General features: G+C 56.6%; 24 protein-coding genes. 7 read left to right on the forward strand and 17 right to left on the reverse strand.

Annotated elements, in window-relative coordinates; translation table 11 throughout:
- Positions 1-9: 9 nt before the first annotated feature.
- From msub_RS08690 to msub_RS08725, 8 genes are all read right to left on the reverse strand, one after another.
- Positions 10-1,047, reverse strand: a complete 1,038-nt coding sequence (locus msub_RS08690; protein WP_048495640.1) for a histone deacetylase family protein — start codon at positions 1,045-1,047, stop codon at positions 10-12.
- A 10-nt stretch (positions 1,048-1,057) separates the two neighbouring features.
- Positions 1,058-1,843 carry an amino acid ABC transporter ATP-binding protein gene (locus msub_RS08695; RefSeq protein ID WP_319803304.1) on the reverse strand — a complete coding sequence of 262 codons (786 nt, stop codon included), beginning with the start codon at positions 1,841-1,843 and terminating at the stop codon, positions 1,058-1,060.
- Between the two features lie 37 nt (positions 1,844-1,880).
- On the reverse strand, positions 1,881-2,534 hold the full coding sequence (locus msub_RS08700; RefSeq protein WP_048495641.1) for an amino acid ABC transporter permease: 654 nt from the start codon (positions 2,532-2,534) through the stop codon (positions 1,881-1,883).
- A gap of 12 nt (positions 2,535-2,546) precedes the next feature.
- Complete coding sequence (locus msub_RS08705) at positions 2,547-3,203, reverse strand: amino acid ABC transporter permease (protein ID WP_048495642.1); 657 nt, start codon at positions 3,201-3,203, stop codon at positions 2,547-2,549.
- A gap of 104 nt (positions 3,204-3,307) precedes the next feature.
- Positions 3,308-4,111 (reverse strand): transporter substrate-binding domain-containing protein, encoded by an 804-nt coding sequence (locus msub_RS08710; protein ID WP_048495643.1) that lies wholly within the window; start codon positions 4,109-4,111, stop codon positions 3,308-3,310.
- 166 nt (positions 4,112-4,277) lie between these two features.
- Positions 4,278-4,910 carry a 3-oxoacid CoA-transferase subunit B gene (locus msub_RS08715; protein WP_156182739.1) on the reverse strand — a complete coding sequence of 211 codons (633 nt, stop codon included), beginning with the start codon at positions 4,908-4,910 and terminating at the stop codon, positions 4,278-4,280.
- Entirely contained in the window at positions 4,897-5,592 is a 696-nt protein-coding gene (locus msub_RS08720) for a CoA transferase subunit A (protein WP_048495644.1), read from the reverse strand. Before msub_RS08720 ends, msub_RS08715 begins: the two co-directional genes overlap by 14 nt.
- A complete protein-coding gene (locus msub_RS08725; protein ID WP_048495645.1) occupies positions 5,589-6,929 on the reverse strand; it encodes an aminotransferase family protein in 1,341 nt (446 codons plus the stop codon). The genes msub_RS08720 and msub_RS08725 overlap by 4 nt, the downstream gene beginning before the upstream one ends.
- Positions 6,930-6,943: 14 nt before the next feature.
- On the opposite strand from msub_RS08725, the gene msub_RS08730 reads away from it, so the two are divergent.
- Positions 6,944-8,032, forward strand: a complete 1,089-nt coding sequence (locus tag msub_RS08730; protein WP_227506678.1) for a LysR family transcriptional regulator — start codon at positions 6,944-6,946, stop codon at positions 8,030-8,032.
- Between the two features lie 11 nt (positions 8,033-8,043).
- Here the strand turns inward: msub_RS08730 and msub_RS21050 are convergent, their stop codons facing one another.
- Both msub_RS21050 and msub_RS08735 read right to left on the reverse strand, forming a co-directional pair.
- A complete protein-coding gene (locus msub_RS21050; protein WP_082146439.1) occupies positions 8,044-8,523 on the reverse strand; it encodes a GNAT family N-acetyltransferase in 480 nt (159 codons plus the stop codon).
- Positions 8,524-8,695: 172 nt separating this feature from the next.
- On the reverse strand, positions 8,696-8,947 hold the full coding sequence (locus tag msub_RS08735; RefSeq protein WP_048495647.1) for a DUF3303 domain-containing protein: 252 nt from the start codon (positions 8,945-8,947) through the stop codon (positions 8,696-8,698).
- 359 nt (positions 8,948-9,306) lie between these two features.
- Between msub_RS08735 and msub_RS08740 the strand changes: the two genes are divergently transcribed.
- Together msub_RS08740 and msub_RS08745 are read left to right on the forward strand one after the other, a co-directional pair.
- Positions 9,307-9,531 (forward strand): hypothetical protein, encoded by a 225-nt coding sequence (locus msub_RS08740; RefSeq protein ID WP_048495648.1) that lies wholly within the window; start codon positions 9,307-9,309, stop codon positions 9,529-9,531.
- A 180-nt stretch (positions 9,532-9,711) separates the two neighbouring features.
- The gene (locus msub_RS08745) at positions 9,712-10,755 is read left to right on the forward strand and encodes an IS110 family RNA-guided transposase (RefSeq protein WP_048495649.1); all 1,044 of its coding nucleotides are present in this window, start codon (positions 9,712-9,714) and stop codon (positions 10,753-10,755) included.
- Positions 10,756-11,219: 464 nt separating this feature from the next.
- On the opposite strand, the gene msub_RS08750 is transcribed toward msub_RS08745, so the two are convergent.
- From msub_RS08750 to msub_RS08760, 4 genes are all read right to left on the reverse strand, one after another.
- Positions 11,220-11,534 carry a HigA family addiction module antitoxin gene (locus tag msub_RS08750; RefSeq protein ID WP_048495650.1) on the reverse strand — a complete coding sequence of 105 codons (315 nt, stop codon included), beginning with the start codon at positions 11,532-11,534 and terminating at the stop codon, positions 11,220-11,222.
- 14 nt (positions 11,535-11,548) lie between these two features.
- Positions 11,549-11,830, reverse strand: a complete 282-nt coding sequence (locus msub_RS21055; protein WP_082146440.1) for a type II toxin-antitoxin system RelE/ParE family toxin — start codon at positions 11,828-11,830, stop codon at positions 11,549-11,551.
- A gap of 154 nt (positions 11,831-11,984) precedes the next feature.
- Positions 11,985-13,154: a reverse transcriptase domain-containing protein gene (locus msub_RS08755; protein ID WP_048495651.1), complete on the reverse strand. Its 1,170-nt coding sequence runs from the start codon at positions 13,152-13,154 to the stop codon at positions 11,985-11,987.
- A gap of 536 nt (positions 13,155-13,690) precedes the next feature.
- Complete coding sequence (locus tag msub_RS08760) at positions 13,691-14,020, reverse strand: DHCW motif cupin fold protein (RefSeq protein WP_048495652.1); 330 nt, start codon at positions 14,018-14,020, stop codon at positions 13,691-13,693.
- A gap of 946 nt (positions 14,021-14,966) precedes the next feature.
- Here msub_RS08760 and msub_RS08765 point away from each other — a divergent pair.
- Both msub_RS08765 and msub_RS08770 read left to right on the forward strand, forming a co-directional pair.
- A complete protein-coding gene (locus tag msub_RS08765) occupies positions 14,967-15,338 on the forward strand; it encodes a DMT family transporter (protein ID WP_082146441.1) in 372 nt (123 codons plus the stop codon).
- 26 nt (positions 15,339-15,364) lie between these two features.
- Positions 15,365-16,090, forward strand: a complete 726-nt coding sequence (locus msub_RS08770; RefSeq protein ID WP_048495654.1) for an SGNH/GDSL hydrolase family protein — start codon at positions 15,365-15,367, stop codon at positions 16,088-16,090.
- A 21-nt stretch (positions 16,091-16,111) separates the two neighbouring features.
- Here the strand turns inward: msub_RS08770 and msub_RS08775 are convergent, their stop codons facing one another.
- Positions 16,112-17,791: an NAD-dependent malic enzyme gene (locus msub_RS08775; protein ID WP_048495655.1), complete on the reverse strand. Its 1,680-nt coding sequence runs from the start codon at positions 17,789-17,791 to the stop codon at positions 16,112-16,114.
- Between the two features lie 364 nt (positions 17,792-18,155).
- Between msub_RS08775 and msub_RS08780 the strand changes: the two genes are divergently transcribed.
- The gene (locus msub_RS08780; protein ID WP_048495656.1) at positions 18,156-18,938 is read left to right on the forward strand and encodes a DUF5602 domain-containing protein; all 783 of its coding nucleotides are present in this window, start codon (positions 18,156-18,158) and stop codon (positions 18,936-18,938) included.
- A gap of 7 nt (positions 18,939-18,945) precedes the next feature.
- On the opposite strand, the gene msub_RS08785 is transcribed toward msub_RS08780, so the two are convergent.
- Together msub_RS08785 and msub_RS08790 are read right to left on the reverse strand one after the other, a co-directional pair.
- Positions 18,946-20,604, reverse strand: coding sequence for an acetolactate synthase large subunit (locus msub_RS08785; protein WP_048495657.1), 1,659 nt, complete (start codon positions 20,602-20,604; stop codon positions 18,946-18,948).
- 82 nt (positions 20,605-20,686) lie between these two features.
- Positions 20,687-22,300 carry an FAD-dependent oxidoreductase gene (locus msub_RS08790; protein ID WP_048495658.1) on the reverse strand — a complete coding sequence of 538 codons (1,614 nt, stop codon included), beginning with the start codon at positions 22,298-22,300 and terminating at the stop codon, positions 20,687-20,689.
- An 88-nt stretch (positions 22,301-22,388) separates the two neighbouring features.
- Between msub_RS08790 and msub_RS08795 the strand changes: the two genes are divergently transcribed.
- Positions 22,389-23,402, forward strand: a complete 1,014-nt coding sequence (locus msub_RS08795; protein ID WP_048495659.1) for an AraC family transcriptional regulator — start codon at positions 22,389-22,391, stop codon at positions 23,400-23,402.
- The last annotated feature ends 112 nt before the right edge of the window (positions 23,403-23,514 follow it).

The following is a 23,514-nucleotide window of genomic DNA, read 5'->3' on the forward strand; positions in this document are numbered from 1 at the left end:
CCCGCGCCATTAACCACAACGGAAGCCCTGCAAGAAGGCGGCAAGATTATCACCAAGGCTGTCAGTTGGATATCCGCCCTCCTGAACGATCACTTTCGGGCCTTTGACCTGCGCCAGGCGCTGGCCAATGCGGTAAAAATCCTCGGTTTCCAGCGTCATCCCAGCCAGGGGGTCATCCTTATGGGCATCAAGCCCGAGTGCGATGACGATGGCCTGAGGCTGAAATTCGGCAAGCGCTGACAACAGGCGCGACAGGGCCTGTAAAAAATCAATGCCATTGGCACCCAGTGCCAGAGGTACATTTCGGTTATACCCCTCGCCATCACCTTCCCCCACTTCATCCGCCGCACCCCAGTAAAAGGGGTAGAAATCCGCAGGGTCGACGTGGATCGATCCAGTCCAGACGTCGTTTCGTTGCCAAAAAATGTCCTGGGTTCCGTTGCCGTGATGGACATCGACATCGACGATGGCTACGCGCTCAAAGCGCTCACGCAATACGGTGGCTGCCAGAGCCGAGTTGTTCAGGAAGCAGAAGCCGCCTGCCCGTTCCGGCCCGGCATGGTGGCCCGGCGGTCGACACAGAGCATAGCTGGCAACCTCGCCCTGCAGCACGGCATCCGCCGCTGCCTGTGCTGTTGTTGCACTGGCGAGAATGCCGGTATAACTGCCTTCATCCATCGGGCACGCCATATCATTCATGTGCCACCCTGCCTGGCCGATTATGTGGCGAGGGTAAAAACGGGCATAGCCACAAGGATGTACATTGGGAGCAACCACATCGGAAGCACCGGGCATGGCCCGCCAACGCTCCACCACACTCTCAAGGAAGCTAAGATAGCGAGAGGTGTGAATACGCTTCAGCCGGTCCAGAAGTAGCGTATCCCTGGTAAGCGGTGGCAACAGAATCAGACTGGCACTCGTCGCTTCAATCGCCGCTTTCAGGCGCTCAGAGCGAACCGGTTGCTCTGGTGAGGGCGCGGGTTGGCCACGGAGTAAATAGTGCTTGGGGGCGTGAGATTTTTGCGCCTCATGGTAAAAACATTTCACGGTTCACCGCCTAGTGATGATCACCGAGGTGTTTGCTCAGAAAGTTGCGCGTTCGCTCCTGATCCGGATCACTAAACAGCTTATCCGGGGTGCCTTCTTCAACGACGACTCCCCCATCCATAAACATGGCCCAGTCCGAAACATCACGCGCAAATCCCATCTCGTGTGTCACGATCAACATGGTCATATGTTCTTCTGCCAGGCCGCGCATTACCCGGTTAACTTCGTCGACAAGCTCCGGATCCAGTGCTGAAGTCGCCTCGTCAAAGAGCATCACTTTGGGCTGCATCGCCAGCGCCCGGGCGATAGCCACCCTTTGCTTCTGGCCACCCGACAACCAGTTGGGAAACACCTCAGCTTTCTCGGCAAGACCAACCCGGTCAAGCAATTCCATGCCTAACTCCCGGGCCACGTTTTTATCCATACCTTTCAGTTTGCGTGGTGCCAGGGTGACGTTGTCGATCGTGGACAGGTGAGGAAAGAGATTGAAGTGTTGAAACACCATGCCCATGTTCTGACGGATATGGTTTATATGGCGTTCAAATGCCAGGCCTTTCTTATCGGGGCGGTTCACCTGAACGCCGTCGAGAAGAATCTTACCCTGGTCTATTACCTCCAGTTGGTTCACCGAGCGTAACAGCGTGCTCTTGCCGGAACCGGAAGGACCAATAACGGATATGATCTTTCCGCGATTTACCGTCAGGTTGATGCCCTTCAAAACTTCCAGATCGCCAAACCGCTTGTGCACGTTGCGGATTTCGACCATCGGAGTTTCGGTTTGATGTTCAGTGCTCATGGGTTCTCCCGCCTGTCATGCTGCAATAGATTAGGGATTAGCGACGATAGGCCGTCTGCCGCTCCAGCCAGGCTTGGCCTAGCTCCATAAAAATGTTGATCAGGTAGTACAGCATGGCGATAACGATGAAAAACTCGAATGGCCGGAACGTTACGCTGATCGCATACTGGGAGGCATACACCACCTCAGCCACACCAATGGCGGATAAGACGGACGTATCTTTCACCATTAAAATCATATTGTTACCAAGTTGCGGGATCGCGCGAATAAAGGCCTGTGGCACAATAATGTAGAAAATGGTGGCACCATGCCCGAAGCCGAGGGACCGTGAAGCTTCATACTGGCCGTCGGACACTGACTTGATGGTGGCAATGAAAATGTCGGCATTGTAGGCCATGTAGTGAAAACCCAGCCCAAGAATGCCAACCAGGATGGCGGGAATCAGAATCCACTCGCCGAGGCCAAAATACAAAAAGTAGAGTTGCAACAGCAGTGGCGTGGTCATGAACAGCCAGATAAAAAAGCGCAATGGCCAGCTCAGAACCTTATTGATATAAATGGAAATCACCGCCACCACCAGCCCACCCACAATAGACATGAATGCAACTACGAGGGCCACCAGAGAACCCACACCAAGGCCTTTCAGCAAGGTAGGGAAATAGGTTATTACCGGACCGAAATCAAATTCCATCTCTGCGTCCTTCTATTGGGTTGTGTAGCGCGTCGCGCGACGATAGGCCAGTTCGATGATGCCCATCACCGCGTAGACAATGACGATGTACATCAATGCACTGAGGGTGAAAATCTCCAGCGGCTTGTAGGTCGAACCAATCAGGCGCTGAGCCTGATACGTCAACTCAACCACCGAGATAATGGAAACCAGAGAGGAGTTTTTCACCAGTACAATGGCCAACACCCCGACAGAACGAATCATCAGTGCGGAAGCTTGCGGCAACACGACAGACACCATCGTTTGTACCTTGCCAAACCCCAGTGACCTGGCGGCTTCCGCCTGACCTTTATCCACCGATTCAATGGAGCCGCGAATCGCTTCACTCATATAGGCGCCAATATTGAAAGCGCCCACGACAACACCACACGTGAAGGGGTCAAGCTTTAAACCAATACTGGGACCACCATAAAACACCAGCAACAATTGGACGAAATAGGGCGTCCCGCGAACCACGCTGATATAGCCACGGGCAAACCAGCGGATGGGTGCAAAGCGAAAAGACTGCAAAAAGACCAGCCCACAGGCGACGAAAAACCCAAAGAACAGTGCACGGGCTGAGATGTCGATCGTGACCAAAGCCGCCCTGATCAACAAGGGTGTGACCTCGGCCATCAAGCTGAAATCCATGGTCTTACCTTTTTCGCTGTTATTGGTAATACAAGGTTCGACGTGTTGACCCGGGGGTGAGCCTTAAAGTGCAGACTGCAACTGGCTCCCCCCTGGCCTGGCCTTTACTGGATGTTGGCGCCTTCGCCAATCCACTTATCGACAATGTCCTGGTAAGTGCCATCAGCCTTGATCTCTTTCAGGGCCGAGTTCAGAGCCTTCAGCAGCTCAGGGTGATTCTTTTGAATGGAAATGGCGGCAGGCCAGCGTGGCAAATCACCAACGTCTACCATCTTGATGTCGGGTGCGTTTTCCTGCATGGCAACCAGTACGGGCACGTCGTCAGCGATCATGGCATCGATGCGGCCTGTGGTCAGGCCATTCATCATGTCAGGTAAGCCCTGGAAGGTCTGGTTACGCCATTTGCCGTCCGCGTTTTCCACCGCCCACTGGTTACCGGTTTCACCCAGAGTGGAACCAATACGCTTGCCTGAAAAGTCATCGATGCTATTGATATCGTCGGTATCTCCTTGCACCCAGACTGAGAGACCCGCGCTGTAGTAGGGATCGGTAAAATCAACCGCCTGCCGACGTTCTTCGGTGTTGCTCATGCTGCAAATGCAGGCATCAAAACGGCCACCGACCAGGGCGGCGATGATGCCGTTCCAGGGGGAGGACTGTACGTTAACCTCAACACCCATCTTTTCAGCCAGAGCCTCAGCAATATCAACGTCAAAGCCAACCAGGTTGCCCTGGGTATCGACAAAACTGAAGGGAGGGTAAGCGCCGGAATTTACCACCTGGAATACGTCGTCACGAATTTCAGACAGATCACGCGCCTGTGCCGGCATGGCAACCATGACCGCTGCGCTTGTGACGATTGCTGCGACAGCCAGAGATTGAGAGAACTTTTTAGTAAGAGCCTTCATATTATTCTTCCTGTTCAGACTTTTTTATAAAGCAATGCACACATCGATGCATCGCACCTCTTCACACTGGTTAATGACCGTACCCGTTGAACCAGGATTGATCGTTTTCATGCGTCCAGATCAGTATAGGTTTAACTACCTTGTATGCTGCGATGGTCACCTCCTCTCACGTGGCAAACGTCAGCTCCGCTTCGGTCCGGGCCTGCAAATCGGCGTCACTGATCTCGACCAGTTTTTCGCGCACCACCAGACCTTGCGGGGTAACATCCATTACAGCGAGGTCGGATACTATGCGGCTGACGCAGGCTTTGGCAGTCAACGGCAGGCGGCAAGACTTCAGGATCTTGGGTCGCCCGTGTTTGTCGGTATGGGTTGTCAGCACGACGATGCGCGGCGTCTTTTGTGCCAGCTCCATGGCACCACCAATCCCCGGCGAAAATTTGCCCGGAATTTTCCAGTTGGCTAGGTTGCCCAGCTCGTCGACTTCGAAGGCGCCAATCATGGTCAAATCCAGGCGAGCGCGACGAATCAGGGCGAAAGAGACAGCGCTGTCGAACAGACTGGCGCCTTCGCGAAGGGAAACATAGGCACCGGCGGCATCAATGAGGAAGGGGTCCATTGCCTCTGGTGGACTCTGCTTCCAGGCACCCAGAATGCCGTTCTCTGAATGGATCTGTACATCGAAGTCGTCCGGTAGGTAACGGATAACCTGCGTGGGCAAACCAATGCCCAGATTGACAATGCTGCCCGGGGTGATTTCATTCACCGCCCGGCTCAAAATGCGCTCAGCGGCGGACATGATGTTCCAGGACCCCGTATTCAGAGGTGAGTGATTCCAGCGGTACAATGCTGTCGACAAAGGCACCCGGCGTATGCACGTGTTCCGGCTTGAAACGGCCCGGCGCACCGAGATCCGGCGTCTCGACAATAACGTGGTTCGCAGCCATGGCCATCAGAGGGCTGAAATTGATAGCCGAGCCCTGATACACCAGATTGCCGATCCAGTCCGCCTGTGCGGCATGAATAAGTGCGTAGGCAGCCGGCAACGCCATCTCGACCTTGTAGGTCTGGCCTTGCCATTCGAGCAGATCTTCTGGCCCGGTAATCTCGGAATCAATACCGATGTCAGTTAGGAAACCAAAGCTGCCGGCACCGGCAGTGCGAATCTTTTCGGCCAGCATGCCCTGGGGATGAAACGCGACCTCGAGGTCGCCCTGATTCATCAGCTCAATCACGCCTTTGTTCAGGCCAATGTGCGTGGTGATCAACTTGCGCACCTGGCCATTCTCGATCAGCCGGCTCAAGCCATGACCGGGTTCATTGGCATCGTTCTTGATGATCGTCAGACCGGTCTGCCCCTGACGCACCAATTCGTTGATCAGGCTAAAGGGCGTACCCGGGTTGCCAAAACCACCGACCATGACCACAGCCCCGGAGGGAATGGCGGCGATGGCATTTTCCAGGGTCTGGTTCTTTTTCATGAACAGACCTCCAGCTCCAGCGACGCTTGTTCGAAGGCCGCGAGGCTGTCATCCAGCAGGGCGATTATGTCGTCAATGTCTGAAGCGGTGACCGTCAGTGGCGGCGTAATCAACACATGATCCCCCTCCAGGCCATTCAGGGAACGCCTCGGGTAAATCAGCAGGCCACGGGCCTTGGCCAGGGCCGTGAGCTTGTCGAAAGCATTGAACGAGGCCGGGAACGGCTGTTTTCTGGCCTTGTCCTGCACCAGTTCCACCCCCTGCAACAAGCCAACCCCGCGTACATTGCCAATGCAATCGTACTTCTGAGCCAGTTGGTCAAGTTGCTGGCGAAGATAGGTACCCTGCTCTGCGGCATTGCTAACCAGCCGCTCCGAGTCCATCACATCAATAACAGCAAGGCCCGTGGCACAGGCCAGGGGGTTACCGGCGTAGGTATGACCGTGCATGAAACCACCACTGCGGCTCACCTCATCAACCAGCTCCTGACGCGCCATCATGGCGGCTATGGGGTAATAGCCGGAACCGAGCCCTTTGGCCAGCGCGATAATGTCGGGCACCACACCAAAATGCTGGTAAGCAAACCAGGCGCCGGTGCGACCCATGCCGCTGAGCACTTCGTCCATGATCAACAGGCAACCGTAACGGTCACACAAAGCCCGCACCCCTTCCATATAGGCCCTGGTGACCATGCGCCCTCCAGTGCTGGCACCGCCCACCGGCTCCAGCGCCACGGCGGCAATGGTTTCCGGGCCCGCCGCCAGAATGGCGCTTTCGGTCTGTTCCAGCACCGATGCAATGTGTTCTTCAGCGCTGGCTTCCTGGTAACGGTACAAGTCCGGAGAGGGCACTTTGACCGAGCCAAGAGTGATTGAGCGATAAGGTGCCTCCAGGGGTTCGTATCCGGTCAGCCCCAGTGCTCCGATGGTACTGCCATGATAGGAAGGGCGCAGCGACACAAACTTGCAACGCTCCGGCTGCCCTTTGGCGACGAAATACTGGACCGCCAGTTTGATTGCACTCTCGACCGCTTCTGAACCACTGCCGACAAAAAAGACTTTGTCGAGCTCACCGTCGGTGAGATCGACCAATCGAGCTGCCAGGTCGAGCGCGACCTGGCTTTCGAACTGGGTGCGATAGCTGAAAGCAACCTTATCGAGCTGCTCAACCATGGCGCGTTTTACGGTGGGGTGATTGTGGCCAATATTACAGGTGATGGCGCCTGAGCAGGCATCGATGTAACGACGACCTGTGGTATCCCATATATAGATGCCATCGGCATGGCTGACCAGCGGCATGTCATTACTGGTCAGGTAGAACAAAGCGTTGCTGGACATTGCATCAACGGCCCTTGAAAAATCGGTGTTTTTTTAATCTGTTTTCATTAAAGAACAGCTATAACTTAATTTCAATGCATAATGTTTATTCATTATTTGATGATTTATACTCATGTTTTGGGCCAAAAAAACACCGCTCGGGACCAGCCACTATGAGCGACATAAATCTTAACTCTCTGAAATCTTTGCTCATTTTTAAAACGCTTTATGAGACCGGCACCGCCACACGGACCGCCAAGGATTTAGGCATTACCCAGTCCGGCGTCAGTCGATCTCTGGCGCAGTTGGAAGAAAATATTGGAATTCCGCTGTTCATGCGGCACAAGAAGCGGCTAGTCGCTCTGCCGGAGGCCGATGAGCTCTATGGTGAGATTCTTGGTTTGCTGAGCAACCTGGAGAACATGAAGCACAGCATTGTGTCACTGCGAGAATTTGGCGCTTCGCGCATCCGCATCGCCTCGGCACCGGCTCTGGGTTTTGCCTATGTCCCCAAAACCATCGCCCGCATCCTGAGTGACAACCCTAAATACAGCATCTATCTGGACATCATGCCCAGCCCGGAAGTGGTGCGGGCGGTTGAAGCGGGTTATTTCGATGTCGGATTTGTCACCCTTCCGGTTACCAGTCAGGTGTTGGCGGTTGACGAGTTGATCTCAACCGAAGCCGTGTGCCTGATGCCCAAAAACCACAGCCTGGCCAAAGCCGAAATGATCACAGCAGAGGACCTGAAAGGCCAGCATCTGGTCATACCCAACCAGCCCAACCTGGCAGCCGACCAGCTCCTGCTGCACCTGTCGGAGAAGAACATTCGCATTGCCGGTAAAACCGAAGCCAACATCGCTGCCATTTGCTCACTGGTCGCAAACGGGGTCGGCATCACCCTGATCAACCCCATTACAGCTTACGACCACCAGGCGGCCCGCAATGACCTTCTGATAAAGCCGTTCAAGCCGGCCTTTCACTATCGTTTTGGACTGGTGTACAAGCAGAAATGGGCGAACAATCGGTTGGTCGGTTTACTCAAGGAAATGATACCGGAGTTACCGGACCACCTCGTGGCGAAACAGATGCACTCCGGAGTCATGGAAACTCCGACCACCTGAACCATTTAGCTTCAGCTCTCAGCCAAAGAAAGTAACTCGGGACCAGTTAACTGATAGCCAATCCATTCACTTTTGGGTTTAGCACCAAGTGATTTATAAAATTCAATAGCAATTTCGTTCCATTCAAGAACACTCCATTCAAGCCTTCCACACTGATTATCCAAAGCAATCTTAGCCAAATATTTTAGAATGCACTTTCCTGCCCCCGTACCTCGCTCCGTACGAGTGACATACACATCTTCAAGGTAGAGACCATGCCTTCCTAACCAGGTTGAATAATTGAAAAAATAAACAGCAAAACCAATTGGCTCACCTTTTTTCTCACAAATAACAGCTTTTGTAGGAGAATCTTTAGCAAAGATCGAATTCTCAATAGACGACTCAGTAGCGAGGACTTCATTTTCAGAGTTCTGATATTTTGCTAATTCTTTAACAAACCTGAGAATTAAACCTGAGTCATCTTTATTTGCTTCTCGTATTACAACTGACATTGCCGCTCCGATCTGGTTATTTTATAAAGGACATGCTCAGAAATTGGGTGACTGGGTGCTATATCCGGGTGCTTAAAACCATTGTGAGTGTTGGTCATGCCCAACGGCGAGCGACGCAGTAGCGAGTCCGGGGAAAGCCGTAGCGAATTGATGCTCTTTGTTAAACATGGCTTCATTCCTGCGAAGAACTATCTATAGGCACTATTTCGAATTTGGTTAGGTCTTCCCACTGGCTCGTCCACTGGCTAAAGAGTTCGAAATCGGAGGTTTCCATAAGCTGATAGCATACGCCGAGCTCCTTGTTAACCCATGAGTTCACGTAATGAAGCCCCTGTGGCAACATCCTCCCTTGAGCGCCGAGCCGTTCATACACATCCCCGACGCACCCCGGCTTGAAGCGTTCTATCACCATGTACTGCTTCATATGCAAATGCTCATTTGCTTGCTTAACGCCGCTAACCACGCGCGGTTACGGAATGGAGGCGGAGCCGCAATGCAGTAACTGTCGCCGTGACTTGCCTGGTGTACGCCCAGCATGGGCATGAACTAATGGGGTGAACGTCCCCTGTGGGAAGATCACCGTTCAGCCGGTTTTACCCGATTGAACGCTAACCACTAGCGAATGGCAAGGGCCGATCCGCGAGGAAAGGTCTGGAGGAAGCCGCTAGCAAAACTGCGAGCTGATGAACAAGAACATCATACGAGGCGTAGGCTGAAGGCGAGTTGGCACCAGACGACAAAGCCACGTGATCTAACGGCCACCGTAAATGATGCAAGAGCCGGGTGGTCAGAACCAATGACAGCAAGTTCCTGGGCTTCACCTTCAAGGGAACCCAGATCCATTGGCACCCGGACACGCTACGCAAGTTCAAGCAACGTATCCGGGAACTGACGAATCGGAACTGGGGTGTGTCGATGCACTACCAGCTTTTCAAGGTAAGCCAGTACCTTCAGGCTGTCCAACTGATGGGGTCCACCTCAGAGCTCCTCCACGCCATCAAACACTAAAATACCAAAATTCATGCCCCCTCCTTGAGCAGTTAACGCTGGCGTAACGGGCCGATTTGTGGAGCGACAGCGGAACAAAACGGTCCCGTTGGCGCACTTGATACTGATTGAGCCTTCTCCCCAGCCTCGCGGTTGCCCGCTAAGCTGGAAGGCGACCAAGCACTACAAGGGAGAAGACTCATGAACTTTTACCATAGCACTCACCGTTATTATTGTGGAATCGATCTGCACGCCCGCAGCCTGTATGTCTGCATCATCGACGAGCAGGGTGAAGTGTTGCTGCACAAGGAAATCAAAGCCCGCCCGGAACCGCTACTGGCCCTGCTTGAACCGTTTCGTGATGATCTGGTGATCGGTGTCGAATGCATGCACTGCTGGTACTGGATCTCGGATCTGTGTGAAGAACACGGCATCCATTTTATCCTGGGCCACGCCCTGTACATGAAAGCCATTCACGGCGGCAAAACCAAGAGCGACCGCATCGATTCTTTCAAGATCGCCATGCTCATGAAAGGCGGCAACTTCCCTCTAGCGTATACCTATCCCAAAGAGATGCGGGCCACACGCGACTTGCTACGCCGGCGTACCCGCATCGTCCAGCACGGGGCCATGCTCAAAGCCCATGTGGTGAATACCACCAGCCAATACAATCTGCTGCCCAACAAGGCCAACCTGAAGAATATCGGTGCCCGGGAACAGGTCCGGGCGACGTTTGCCGACCGGGATGTCCAACACAACATCGATCTCGACCTGGCCATCATCGAGTGCTATCACCGTGCACTCAGCAAGCTGGAAGAGCATCTGGAGCGACAGGCCAAACAACACGATCCTGCCTCCCTGAGCGTGTTGCGGATCATTCCCGGTGTGGGCCGCATCCTCACCCTGACGATGCTCTACGAAATCGGCGATATCCAACGATTTGAGACAGTGCAGAAGTTTGCTTCTTACGCCCGGCTCATCAAGTGCAAAGCCGAATCTGCCGGCAAAGTCTGCGGCACTCAGGGCAACAAGATCGGCAACGCCCATCTGAAGTGGGCGTTCTCGGAAGCCGCCGTGCTGTACCTGCGAGGTAATGACAAAGCCCAGCGCTACCTACAGAAACTCCAGAAACGAATGAACAAGCCCAAGGCGCTGTCCGCGCTGGCCCACAAGCTGGGCCGGGCCGCCTACTTCATGCTCAAGCATCAGAGGGTCTTCGATGAACAACGATTCCTGAAGGGTTAGTCACGCCACGGGGTGAGCATGACGTCTAACTGGATCAAACAGGATGATGACCGAAAGCCGGGAGTCCGCTGACTGGTACTCGATGCCAAACCGGCCTTCTATCACTGCCGTTGAAGCCAGTCGCTTTGATTAGCCACCCCGTGGGCGTGCCTTAATACCATGAGCCAGTGCGCTTACACCGGTCCTGAGCCTGGAACTAACTGGAGCTATGCAGCCCGACACCTTGAATAGTGCCAGTGACCGGTTAACTGATGAATGTCTGGTGCCCCTGACCAACCGAAGGAACGACTGGTCAGGCCGTGGTCTAAAGCCACGTAAGAGAGCCCCTATATGTGTTTGCTGTGAGTGCCTGACAGCCCCGCGAGACTGACGAAGCAGGCGTTCTCGCTCATGGGTTTAGGTTGGCCGCTGGCGCGGCCAAAAAAATGACTATTGCCTATTGATTCCGAGAAGGCTCATATGAGTTATGCAACATGTAGCGGCTTGATCCGATCCACTTCTTCCTTGACCGACTGAGCGGCCGTCCAAAGATCAACAGATCGCTGCGCATTCAGCCAGAATTCCGGCGAATTACCAAACAAACGTGCAAGCCTAAGCGCCATTTCAGGACTGACAGCACGACGCTCGCGCAGTAATTCATTAACTGACTGGCGAGAGACACCCAGAGACTCAGCCAACCCCGAAACAGTCAGGCCATAGTCCGGAATAAAATCCTCCCTCAGCATTTCGCCAGGATGAGTCGGTTTGCGCTGCATACCGGCAGTATTAAGAATAGCCATAGTCATCACCTCACTCAGTGGTAGTCACACACTTCGACTTCATACGCATCGCCGTCTTCAAAACGAAAACAGATACGCCACTGATCATTTATTGAAATTGCGTGCTGCCCCTGCCTGTTTCCGGACAGTGGGTGAAGGCGATTGCCGGGCGGCACTTTCAAATCCTCAAGCTGTACGGCCAGATCCACGTATTCAAGTTTTCTAGCGGCTCTCGGTGTAACATCCGCAGGAAATTTCTTTGACTTTCCCTTAGAGTAGAGTTCTTGGGTTCGTTTGTCAGCGAAGGATTTGATCATGAGGAGGAGTGTATTGTGTCACGTGACGCTTGTCAACATGACCTGGAAATGAAAGCATAATCGGGATAGGGAGGCACCTCACGATGCCCCTCCTCCCACATCACCGGGCATACGGATCACGTACCACGGCGATTCAGTGACTTGATTCAACCTGTTACCGTACTGCCAATTCCGGCAGTCCATAGCTCCGGAACAACCGGGCCGGTAAGGCGTGCCGCAGTGCCGGCGAATGACTCAGCCGCCACGGGCCGTGGGCCGATTTGGCGGTGTTCCAGGCCAATCGGACCGAGACACCCCGCTTTCTGAGCTCACGATACCCCCTTCGACCCCATTGCTTCCACACGTAACTTCTCATTCTCCGCCGTATCCACTTGTCCAGGTCCCGCAGCGGGCTCAGTTCTTCGGCTTCGTCGAAGTACGCTTTCCAACCAAGCAGGGTCTCTTTCAGATCTGCGATCACCCGGGCCAGTGAGTGGCCCCGTGTTCGGCGGCTCAGTATCCGGATCTGGGTTTTCAGCTTCGTGATGGCTTTGCTAGCCACCTTCAAGCGCTGCCCTTTCCGGCTGAGGGTGAAGCCCAGGAAGCTACGCTTCCAGGGCCGGTCCACCGCGCTCTTTCGTGTATTCACTGTGAGCCTCAGCGAGTCCTCGATAAAGCGCGTCAGACTCACCATCACCCGCTCTCCTGCACGGCAACTGCCAACGTGGATCTGGCAGTCATCCGCGTAGCGGGCAAAGTGCAGGTTGCGCCGTTCCAGCTCCCAATCCAGTTCATCCAGAACCACACTCGCCAACACCGGAGACAGTGGCCCACCCTGCGGTACGCCTTCGAGTGTGGGCTCTTTGTGATGGTCGATCTGGACGCCTGCTTTCAGGTACCGGTTGATCAACCTGAGCAGCGGCCTGTCCGGCGTGTGCCGTTTCAGCCGTGTCATCAGGCGATCATGGTTTACCCGGTCAAAGAAGGCTTCCAGGTCCAGATCCACCACCGTCGGGATACCCAGAGGGCGGGAACCGCCGTTGGCTTTGGGGATGGTGACCCGCCGGACCGGTTTGGGTCGGTAGGTCTGCTGGAGCAACTGCTGCCGGATCTCCGGCCAGTGTTGGCGCAGATAATCCGGCAATCCATCCACGTTCATGCCGTCGATGCCCGGCGCTCCCTTGTTACGTCGAACCTGTTTCAGGGCGCGATTGAGGTTGTCCCTGCTCAATACACGCGCCATCCACGGTGAGGGTTGAACGGAGTGCGAGTTCTCCCGCTTTCCGGCAACGGGTTCATCCCCTGGCTTTACCAGGGGCAGCGCAAGCTGCTTTGCGGATGCCATCCCGTTTCCCTGCACGGACACTCGACTCCTGTCTCTGTTCGGGCCTTCGGTTCACGGGCGAACCTACTATGCCCTCTGCTGATTTCTGCCACGCGATCAGAGGCGATCGCTCGTCTCTCAGTGGGTCCGTCCACACATGGCAGACCTCCCGGGGTAAGGCACAGAGCTTTCACGGCGTGAACGCCCGATTTATAAAGCACATCCCGGTCGCAGAAGGAGGGCTTCGCGGTCACGTGCCCGCTCGCCCCGGATGTACCACACCTCATATCGGGTTCCTGTTCGTCGCCCCGCCGCTTTGGATTGGGCTTACTTCCGGCCGGCGCCCCGGAGACCCCACCTCGCGATGACGCCCTTGCCCTTCTCCTAGCCTTCGGCTCTGCGAACACCTGGCAGGAGGACTTTCACCCGGGCGGCGCTCCGCTCCCTAGTTCTGTGCCATGCCCGGCACACACGCCAGCCATAAGCGGCGGCCTGACAAGGGCGTCCGGTGGAGGCCCATCGGCCCGGAACAACCTTAATGGCCTTGTTATGTGGATTTAGTCGACAACGAATAACTTGGCTCCTTGCTCCGTCGAAGAACGGTGAAGCTCCGCATTATCTGCGACCTGATAGCTCGAACCGGGACTGAGCACGAAACGCCGGCCGTCTTCCAGTTCAGTATGAAGCTCGCCTTCTAGACAGAGAAGTATGTGCCCCTTGGCACACCAATGATCGGCGACATAGCCTGGGCTGTACTCAACCATCCGCACTCGGATATCGCCGAAGTTCCGAGTTTTCCAGTAAGCCACACCCTCTTCCCCGAAGTGCTCGGTCTTCTCAACCTCCGACCAATCAGTAACCCCAAAAGGCAAATCCGTGATCTTCAAAATTGCTCCTCCTTAAGCACATAACGCTGGCAACATGCGCGCCCACGGAATGGAGCCGAAGGCGCAATGTAGTGGGCGTCGCCGTGCCTGCACTTGTCAATTGTTTCTTGTAGACAAAACGGCATCTCTTTTAAATGCCTTGATATATATAAATCTTAAAGCGTAATAGAGCGAAATACAAACAACACACAACGTACTTAATGGCATTAAATATAAAAATAGTACAATTGGATGACTTGCATTGTTCATATCGATTTCTATCCCTGAATTTTGATAGAGAAGAAATAAAGAGACAAGAATAATCGCTATTTTCGCATAGAATAGCGATTGCTCTAACATTATCCTGCTTATTAGCATACCTTCTCGAGGCGTAGGACTAACAGTGCTCCCCAAGCTTTTAATTAGAAAATTATCTGGAAAATATTTGGCGATCACTAGAAATATTGCTGGAACTAACTGAAGTAGAAATGAAATATAATGCCCTCCAACGAGACTCAGAATAGCAGCCAGCAATAATCCTATTGATATACCAATTATTACGAAATGCACTTTAATCCTTAGCGGTACTTAACATGATTTTACGTGAGGTCATATTACAATTAACATTTGTATATGAGTCCCAACAATCACTTCTCCCACGACTCATATCTCAATTCAACAGTCCTCAAAAGCTAGGCAGAAAATCCCTTCAGGTCAATAACTTCGAGTGGTTTTCAGCTCTTTGGCTCCAAGCAGAAATGATCATAGAGACTAATATCCCGTCTCTTCCAGGAAAACCTAACCAACTGATTAATTTGAAAAATCATAAAACCTACAGGGCTATCATCAGTTCGTGATCACCGTGGCCATTTTTCGTGCCCCCCGGAACGTTCGAGGCGTCAGTAATAGTCCTCGCCGTCTTCGTGGCTTCCACAGCCACCCTGTCCGGCGGCGTTGTGGGCTGGTATTGTCTGGCCCCAAATTCGCACGGTACTGGAGATTCACTGTGAAAAGTTGGTTATTTCTGGGCATTGCCATTGTGGCAGAGGTGGTGGCAACCAGCGGGCTGAAAGCCAGTGAAGGGTTTACCAAACTCTGGCCCAGCCTGCTGGTAATTGCAGGCTATGCCGTTGCGTTTTACTTCCTCTCGATCACACTGAAGGAAATCCCGGTGGGCGTGGCCTATGCCATTTGGGCGGGGCTTGGGGTTGTGTTGGTGGCGCTTATCGGCTGGCTGATTTACGGGCAGAGTCTGGATGCTGCCAGCGTGATTGGTATGGTGCTTATCATCACCGGCGTTGCGGTGATCAATCTGTTTTCCAAGTCAGTCGCTCACTAAACTGTCGATAAGACCGGAGCCTCCCGATGCACCTCCCTTTCTGGCTGACCACCGCCCTGCTCTTCCCGGTACTTCTGTACCAGGGCAAGCGGGCTCGCCGCACAACGCCCAGGCTGCCAGAGGCCGAGGGCTCGCCGTACGGTCAATACGGTGAAGGCGCCCCCGCCAGGCGAATCCTGGTGATTGGCGAGTCCACGGCGGCCGGTGTCGGTGTTGAAACCCACAATCAGGGTCTGGCCAGCCAGTTGGCACGGCAGATTCACGAGCGCACCGGGCAGACCATTGCCTGGCACACCTTCGGGATCAACGGCATTCGGCTTGGTGCCTTGGTTCGAGAGCTGGAAACCACCGAATTGCCAGAGGCGGATGTAGTGCTGTTGAGCATGGGGGTGAACGACACCACGGGGTTCACACCCCGTTTTCGTTTCCGCAGGCAATTGCGGGAATTGCGCCAATTGCTCGCACCGCGGCACTCGGGGCCCATGCTGCTGCTCAACGTGCCGCCCATGCATCTGTTCACGGCGCTGCCTTCGCCACTTCGGTACGTGTTGGGTTGGCGGGCCCGGCAGCTGGATAACCTCTATATCCGCGTGGCAAAGCAGTTTCCCGAAGACTTCCGCTACGTGAACTACCCGGTGGTCACCGACCCTGAGCTTCTGGCCCGTGATGGTTATCACCCCGGCCAGCGGGGCTACCAGTACATTGCGGAAGCGCTGGCTGCCGGGTATGCATTGGGTGACGGCTCTCCCTAGCTTCAAGAGGAGGTCCAGCCGTCAGATGGCGCGCCGCAGGTAACGCCGGTAGCGCGGTCGCCAGAAATTGCGTTCGATGGATTGGCGGATGGTCTCTTCATCAGATCTCAGAGCGACACCCTCCTCCTGGGCCTGCCAGGCCACATCGAAGGCGATGGCGCGGCTGATTTCCTGGATACCGCCCAATTCCGGCAACAGCCGATCCCCGGTGCCCTGCACGATCGGGGCCCGCTTTGCCAGGGCGTTGGAGGCGGCTGTGAGCATGGTGTCCGTTACCCGGGAGGCGCCGACCGCCACCACACCCAGGCCAACGCCGGGAAAGATGTAGGCGTTGTTGCACTGGGCGATGGGGTAGGTTTTGCCATTGAGTTCCACCGGCTTGAAGGGGCTACCGGCAGCCACCAGCGCCTTTCCGTCGGTCCACTTCAGGATATCCTCGGGTGTGGTCTCCACCCGGGAGGTGGGGTTGGATAAGGGCATCACCACGGGTTGCTCACAGCCATGGTGCAGCGTTTTGATCACGTCCTCGGTGAACAGGCCGGGTTGGCCGGAGACACCAATGAGCACCGATGGCTTTGCCTGTTTGACCACATCGATCAGTTCCCGGCCTGACCAGTCCTTGAGCCGCTCCGGATCCTGGGCCAATGCTCTCTGGAAATCCTGCAGGCCGTCCTGATCGTTGGTCAGCAGCCCGTACCGGTCGATCATGTAGACACGCTGGCGCGCCTCATGCTCTGACAACCCCTCGTTGGTCATGGCAACAATGATCTGCTCGGCAATGCCGCAGCCGGCGGAACCGGCGCCCAAAAACGCCACGGTCTGATCACTGACCTTTTCGTTCTTCGTTTTGCAGGCGGCCAGCAACGTGGCCAGGCATACCGAGGCGGTACCCTGGATATCGTCGTTGAAGCAGCAGGCCTGGTCCTGATACTTGTTCAGTATCCGCATGGCGTTGTTTTGCGCGAAGTCCTCAAACTGCACCAGCACGTTGGGCCAGCGACGCTTCACCGCCGCCAGGAAGTCGGCCACGAAGGCGTCGTATTCTTTCTGGCCGATGCGCTTGTGCCGCCAGCCCATGTACATGGGGTCATCCAGCAAGTCCTGGTTGTTGGTGCCCACATCCAACATGATGGGCAGGGTATTGGCCGGGCTGATGCCACCACAGGCGGTGTACAGGGACAGTTTGCCGATGGGTATGCCCATGCCGCCGATGCCCTGGTCCCCCAACCCAAGAATGCGCTCACCATCGGTGACCACGATCACTTTGACCCGTTCCTTGGTGGCGCTGCGCAGCAGGTAATCCAGGTGCTCGCGGTCCGGGTAGGAGACAAACAAACCGCGATGGTTGCGATAGATGTTGGAGAACTCCTGGCAGGCATCACCTACCGTCGGCGTGTAGATGATCGGGAGCATCTCCTCCAGATGATCTTCGAGCAGTCGGAAAAACAGGGTTTCGTTGTCGTCCTGGATCGACCGCAAGGTGATATGGCGGTCGAGATCGTTCTGGCTCAGTTTGTACTGCTTGTAGGCCCGCTCGGCCTGCTCCTCGATGGTTTCCACGTGCTGTGGCAGCAGGCCGATCAGGTTGAAATCCATGCGCTCCCGGTTGGTAAAGGCACTGCCTTTGTTCAGCAAAGGCATCTCCAGCAGGGTCGGGCCGGCGTAGGGGATGTAAAGCGGGCGTTTTTCCGTATCTGTCATGATCACCTCGTGAAGCAGGTGGGCTACGAACGAATCGAAGTCGCCACTCCGTATGTGATTGGTCGCACTATAATTAAAAGCATAGTCGCTGACGTCCAGTTCGTCCCGCGGCGGCTTCTGGCATAGAAATCAGGTGGGCTCAAAAAACCACTTCCCGGTTTTGAAACTGGTGATATATTAATCAAACCCAGCCAAAACCTGTTCTGGTGGTAGTGAGACCAAGCGTGCCCAACGGTTGCGTGTTTGCTGCTGTCACCCCGCCCGCTACTTGTGATCTCGTCGGAGTCAGCCCGAAGGGCGATGGCTTCCCGGCCATTATGGCCTTTGATAATGCCGAACGGCTCTGTCATGGAGGAATGAGATCATGAAGCCTTCTGTCGGTTTGTTTTGTCCTGCCCGCACACTTTGCGTGCTGGCATTTCTCAGCTTCGCGGGTACCACCCAGGCCGCTGAGCCTGCGCTTCATACCGGCACGCCCGTAGCGGTGGGTAATGGCACCGCGCGGGTGGTGGTAGCCACCAACGGAATGAACGAGCCTGAGTCTGTGTCTGTCGTTATGACTAAAGACGCACTGCAAGGACTTCCTGCGGTTCAGGGCGAAAAGATGGTTTGGGAGTTTTCACTACCCATGCCGGAGACCGGTCCGCGCACGGGCTACGACCACGTGATGCTCGACTGGAATCCTGCCGGGCATATCCCGGAAGGGGTCTACAACGTTCCCCATTTCGACGTGCATTTCTATCTGATCAGCGGGGGTGAGCGTGAAGCCATAACCTTCCACGGCGAGGGCCGTGAGCTGGCCATGACGGCGCCAGACCCACAACTGGTTCCGGCTGGCTATGTCATCCCCCCGGATGCGGCCGTGGATCGGATGGGAATGCATGGCCTGGACCCCGCCGGGCATGAGTTCCATGGCCAACCGTTCAGCCACAACTTCATCTACGGCTATTACAAGGGCGAGCTGATGTTCGTTGAGCCGATGGTATCGCTGGCCTTTCTGGAGTCGCTTCCGGAAATGACCTCACCGGTAAAGCAACCCCAGCGGTACAGCTACCCTGCCTGGTATCCGGCCGCCTACCGGATTGGATTTGATGCCGGTAAGGGTGAGTACACCATCGCGCTCCAGAACCTGGCCAGGTCTGACTGAATCTGCCTCAGGGCGCCAGCTTGCGCTTCAGCGCCCTGGAGACCGACAGCGGCAGACTGGGCAATGAGCGCAGCATCCACGGCAGTATGCGGCGCTTCACTCCGCTCAGGGATTCCGGAATCACGGCCTCAATGAGATGTGGTCCCGGCATTCTCTGGGCGTATTCCACGGCTTTTGCCATTTCCTCGGCCGAGTGTACCCGCACCGCGTGAACGCCCATGCCGTTGGCCATTTCCGCGAAGTTGATCACCGGCCCACGCAGGTCCAGCTGGGATTTGGCTTTCTCACCGGCCTCTTCCGCGCCCACCCGCTCCAGTTCGATGTTGAGCACGGAGTAAGAGGCGTTGTTGAAGATGATGGAGGTTACGTTCAGCTGTTCCCGGGCCATGGTCCACAGGGCCTGGATGGTGTACATGGCGGTGCCATCACCAATCAGGGCGATGACCGGCCGGTCCGGGCAGGCTACGGCAGCGCCCACGGCGTTGGGCAGGCCCTGGCCGATGGCGCCGCCGGTGAGGGTGATCATGTCGTGGCGGGGCGCGCCGGCGGTCATTACCGAGAGCATCAGGCTGGAGGTGATGCCTTCATCCACGATGATGGCGTTCTCGGGCATCAGTTCACCCACTGCTTTGCAGACTTTCTCGGCGGTCAGCTTGCCTCTGGGCCGGCCCGGTCGCTTTGCCGGTTGCAACTTCGGCTGCGCCTGGCTGGCGCCTACGGCGTCGTTGAGTTTGTTCAGGCTGGCCAGGATGTCCTGGTCGGGCGCCACCAGCGTGTGCACCTGGCAGGTATCCGGCACCAGGTAGCTCTTCTTGCCGGGATAGGCAAAGAAGGAAACCGGTGCCTTGGCGTCCACCAGAACCAGGTGTTCCACGTCCGTCAGTTGCACCGTGGCCAGCTCGGCCAGGTAGGCCAGGCGTTCGATGTAAGGCAGGCCGGCGCCCCGCTCCATGCGGGTGGGGAAGGTTTCCGCCAGCAGGGTAACGCCGCTGTGCGCGGCCAGCTTGGCGGCCGCCAGCATGCTGGGCTCACGCAGGGAATGGCCGCCCATCAGCAAGGCAGTTTTCTTGCCGGAGCGGATGGCCGAGGCAATGGCCTCCACCGTGGCATCGTCTGCCGGTGCTGGTGTCGGCGGGGCCAGGGGCGCGCTGGGCACACCGCCCTCCCCCCAGGACACATCGGCCGGCAGTATCAGGGTCGCGACCTGCCCGGGCGCCGTGCGGGCAGCGGCGATGGCTTCGGCGGCATCCTGGCACAGGGTTTCCGTGCTCTTGGCTGTGCGTACAAACCCCGGCGAAACGTTGCGGGCAACGGTCTCGATGTCGGATTGCAGCTGGGCATCGTATTTGACGTGGTAGGTGGCGTGGTCGCCAACAATGTTCAGCACCGGCACCTTGCCCTTGCGGGCGTTGTGCAGGTTGGCCAGGCCGTTGCCCAGCCCGCAGCCCAGGTGCAACAGGGTGACGGCGGGTTTGTCGGCCATGCGGGCATAGCCGTCGGCGGCGCCGGTGGCGACTCCCTCGAACAGGGCAAGAACAGCCCGCATCTTGGGCTCGTCATCCAGCGCTGCAACAAAGTGCATCTCACTGGTGCCGGGGTTGCTGAAGCAGACCTCAACACCGGCGTCCACCAGGGTTTTCATCAGGGCTTGTGCGCCGTTTGTCATTGTTGTTCTCCAGCTTGTTCACTTGCAGTGTGTTGGTTTCGGGTGCAGTGCCTTCCCGGCTTCAGAGTCCCGATCATGGCGGTCATCCTCCTGCCACAATGGAGCGCACCGACGCCCGGGCAGTCATGATGCACCCGGGCAGGAAGGTGCCTTCCAGGGAGCGTTTTCCGTTAGCACCGCCGCCACCAAAGCCGGCGGCCTCGCCGACACAGTACAGGCCTTCAACAGGCGTTCCTCCGGCGTTGAGGATGCGGCTCTGAAGATCGGTTTGCAGCCCTCCCAGACTCTTGCGGGTAATCAGCTGCATGCGGATAGCGATGTAGGGACCGGAACCCGGTTTCTGCAGCGGCGCGGGTTTGCAGGTGCGCAGCCGGTCCGGCTTCCATTCCCGGGCGTGCTGGATCTTCCGGATCTGAGCATCGTTATGGAGACTGGTGCCCCTGGCGAAATTGGCATCGAAAGCATCGGCGGTGGCCTGGAGCGTGCCCGGGTTGATGTCGTGGGAACAGGTCAGCGCGTTCATCTTGCCGGCCAGCTCGCCGAGGTTATCCGCCACCAGGAAATCCCGGCTTTCATGCTGCATCTGTCGCACCAGGGCGTGGTTGCCCAGCAACAGCTCTTTTACAAACTGAGGGAACTGTTTGTCCCGAATCCGCGCGTTGTGTTCGGCGCCGGAGATGGCAAATTCCTTGGCGGCAATGCGCCAGTTCAGCAGGTGCCAGGTCCAGGGTTTTTCCTGTTCTGCCACCCGCTGGCACAGCCAGTGGGTATCGAAACCGGTCACCAGGGGCTCCGGGCCAATCCGCTCGCCCCGATGGTTCAGCCACAGGGCCGATTTGCAGGGAATGGTGGAAAGGCCATGGCCGGTAAAGTGCGGGTACGGATGCGGGAAGCCCGCCGCGTAATTCCACATTTCGCCGGCGTGGGTAATCTGGCCCCCGAGAGTGTTGGCCACCCAGTGGTGCATGTGGCCGTCCGCATAGGGGTGCGCACCGTTCAGCATGCGGGTGGGTTGTGGCCGGTCAACCGGCCAGTTGGCGCGGCATTCCTTGTGGCTGCCGTTGATGCCACCGGTGGCCAGCACCACGGCCGGAGCGGCCAGGCGGACTTCCTTCCCGGTTGCCTCGTTGATGGCCAGGGCGCCACTCACTTTGCCCGCTTCGTGGTCCAGTTCGGTGATGCGGTGCTGGTGCAGCAGGGTGAGTTTGCCGCTGGTGTTTTCCCGGTGCAGCGCCGTCACCAGGCAACGGACCAGCTCCCGGGCGGTGCCCCAGACCACATGGTAGCGGGGCAGACGGTTGCCATCGCCAAAGCGGCCACGCTCAACCCAGTTCACCGCCGGCAGGAATTTTATGCCTTCGTTGCTGAGCCAGTCGTAAACCTCTGCACGGGAATGCTCCACGTAGTACCGGGCCCACTGCAGGGGCAATTCATCGTCGGGGGCCAGCTCGCCAAAGCTGAGCCAGTCGCCCAGGGCAATCTCCGGTGTGTCGGCAATCTTCATGCGTTTCTGCAGTGGCGTGCCCACCAGCATCATGCCGCCAAAAGCCCACAGCGCCAGGCCGCCCATCCGTTCTTCGGTATCCCGGTCTGCCAGGGTCACGGATTTGCCGGCGCGCAAGCCTTCAAGCGCCGCGACAATGCCCGCCAGCCCGCCGCCAACCACCAGAATATCTGAGGAAATCACCTTGGCCATAGTGCATCCGACCTGATCGCAATGAGTTGTCAGCTTTAAAGATATACCGGTACCATGGCTTTAAAATTGACTTCAGAGGCCAGCAAAATTGACATTAGAGGCCACGGTTTCCATCGGCTGGGTAAATACCGTTATCGCGGCGGCGCAAAGGCTGTCTGTGAATGAGGGTACTTTGCTGACAACCGCCGGTATTCCCGAGGCTGCCGGTACCCGGGAACGCTGGCCCATTGATGACATCACGCGGCTGTGGCACGCGGCAGAGCGTTGCACCGGCGATCCCGGTTTTGGCCTGAAAGTCGGGGCCGAGTTCACCCCGATGAGCATCAGTGGTGTGGGCTTTGCGCTGCAGTCTGCGGCTACCCTGCGCGAAGCCATTGTGATGGGGCAGCGCTTCCAGCGGCTGATCTCCGACGGCGGGCGTTTCCAGATCCTGGCAGGCCATTCCGCAACCTGGCTGGTTTACCATCCCCGGCAGGGGAAGCTGGCTTTCAGCCCACATCAGATTGAGGCGGTGCTGGCCGCGGTGGTCGGGTTTGCCAGTTGGGTAACCGGTACCCGCATGCAGGCTTCACGGGTGCAGTTCAGCCAGCCGCGGCTCGGGCCCCTGGCGGGATACCAGGCCGCGTTTAACTGCCCGGTGGAATTCGAGCAGGCGTTCAGCGGTGTGCTGGTAGACAATGCCATTCTGGACCAGCCCCTGCCCCAGGCAGATCCGGAACTCGCGCAGGTGCACGAACGCTACACCACCGCCCGGCTGGCCGCGCTGTCCATTAACAGCGCTTCCGTGCCGGAGATACGGAGGTGGCTGATGGCTCGCCTGGGCCCGACCCTTCCCCGCCGGGCCGAGGCAGCCGAGGCGTTAGGTATCAGCGAACGGACTCTGGCGCGGCGGCTGCAGGAACAGGAGCAGACGTTCGATGCCCTACTGGACGACGTGCGCCGTGAAAAAGCCCTTCACGCGGTTGCGGATACCACGACTACCCTGCCCGAAATCGCCGAGGCACTGGGCTTTGCAGAAGTAAGCACCTTCTACCGGGCCTTCCGCCGCTGGACTGGACTGCCTCCGGTGCGCTGGCGTAAGCACCGCGGCAACACTACCTGATCGCTATCCAACCGAAACACAAAAGTCACTGACTTGTCACCTCCGTGACACGGCACTGTCACCTGCCAGGTTTACCTTTTGCATTGTAAGTCGCAATCAAGCGCGCTTATTT

It is taken from the genome of Marinobacter subterrani, assembly GCF_001045555.1.
Taxonomy (GTDB): Bacteria; Pseudomonadota; Gammaproteobacteria; order Pseudomonadales; family Oleiphilaceae; genus Marinobacter; species Marinobacter subterrani.

Bases quoted from the DNA above. Each gene is read 5' to 3' on its own strand.
- msub_RS08695 (WP_319803304.1), bottom strand. From the start codon at position 1,843: ATGAGCACTGAACATCAAACCGAAACTCCGATGGTCGAAATCCGCAAC.
- msub_RS08700 (WP_048495641.1), bottom strand. From the start codon at position 2,534: ATGGAATTTGATTTCGGTCCGGTAATAACCTATTTCCCTACCTTGCTG.
- msub_RS08705 (WP_048495642.1), bottom strand. From the start codon at position 3,203: ATGGATTTCAGCTTGATGGCCGAGGTCACACCCTTGTTGATCAGGGCG.
- msub_RS08710 (WP_048495643.1), bottom strand. From the start codon at position 4,111: ATGAAGGCTCTTACTAAAAAGTTCTCTCAATCTCTGGCTGTCGCAGCA.
- msub_RS08715 (WP_156182739.1), bottom strand. From the start codon at position 4,910: ATGTCCGCCGCTGAGCGCATTTTGAGCCGGGCGGTGAATGAAATCACC.
- msub_RS08720 (WP_048495644.1), bottom strand. From the start codon at position 5,592: ATGAAAAAGAACCAGACCCTGGAAAATGCCATCGCCGCCATTCCCTCC.
- msub_RS08725 (WP_048495645.1), bottom strand. From the start codon at position 6,929: ATGTCCAGCAACGCTTTGTTCTACCTGACCAGTAATGACATGCCGCTG.
- msub_RS21050 (WP_082146439.1), bottom strand. From the start codon at position 8,523: ATGTCAGTTGTAATACGAGAAGCAAATAAAGATGACTCAGGTTTAATT.
- msub_RS08735 (WP_048495647.1), bottom strand. From the start codon at position 8,947: ATGAAGCAGTACATGGTGATAGAACGCTTCAAGCCGGGGTGCGTCGGG.
- msub_RS08745 (WP_048495649.1), top strand. From the start codon at position 9,712: ATGAACTTTTACCATAGCACTCACCGTTATTATTGTGGAATCGATCTG.
- msub_RS08750 (WP_048495650.1), bottom strand. From the start codon at position 11,534: ATGGCTATTCTTAATACTGCCGGTATGCAGCGCAAACCGACTCATCCT.
- msub_RS21055 (WP_082146440.1), bottom strand. From the start codon at position 11,830: ATGATCAAATCCTTCGCTGACAAACGAACCCAAGAACTCTACTCTAAG.
- msub_RS08755 (WP_048495651.1), bottom strand. From the start codon at position 13,154: ATGGCATCCGCAAAGCAGCTTGCGCTGCCCCTGGTAAAGCCAGGGGAT.
- msub_RS08770 (WP_048495654.1), top strand. From the start codon at position 15,365: ATGCACCTCCCTTTCTGGCTGACCACCGCCCTGCTCTTCCCGGTACTT.
- msub_RS08775 (WP_048495655.1), bottom strand. From the start codon at position 17,791: ATGACAGATACGGAAAAACGCCCGCTTTACATCCCCTACGCCGGCCCG.
- msub_RS08780 (WP_048495656.1), top strand. From the start codon at position 18,156: ATGAAGCCTTCTGTCGGTTTGTTTTGTCCTGCCCGCACACTTTGCGTG.
- msub_RS08785 (WP_048495657.1), bottom strand. From the start codon at position 20,604: ATGACAAACGGCGCACAAGCCCTGATGAAAACCCTGGTGGACGCCGGT.
- msub_RS08790 (WP_048495658.1), bottom strand. From the start codon at position 22,300: ATGGCCAAGGTGATTTCCTCAGATATTCTGGTGGTTGGCGGCGGGCTG.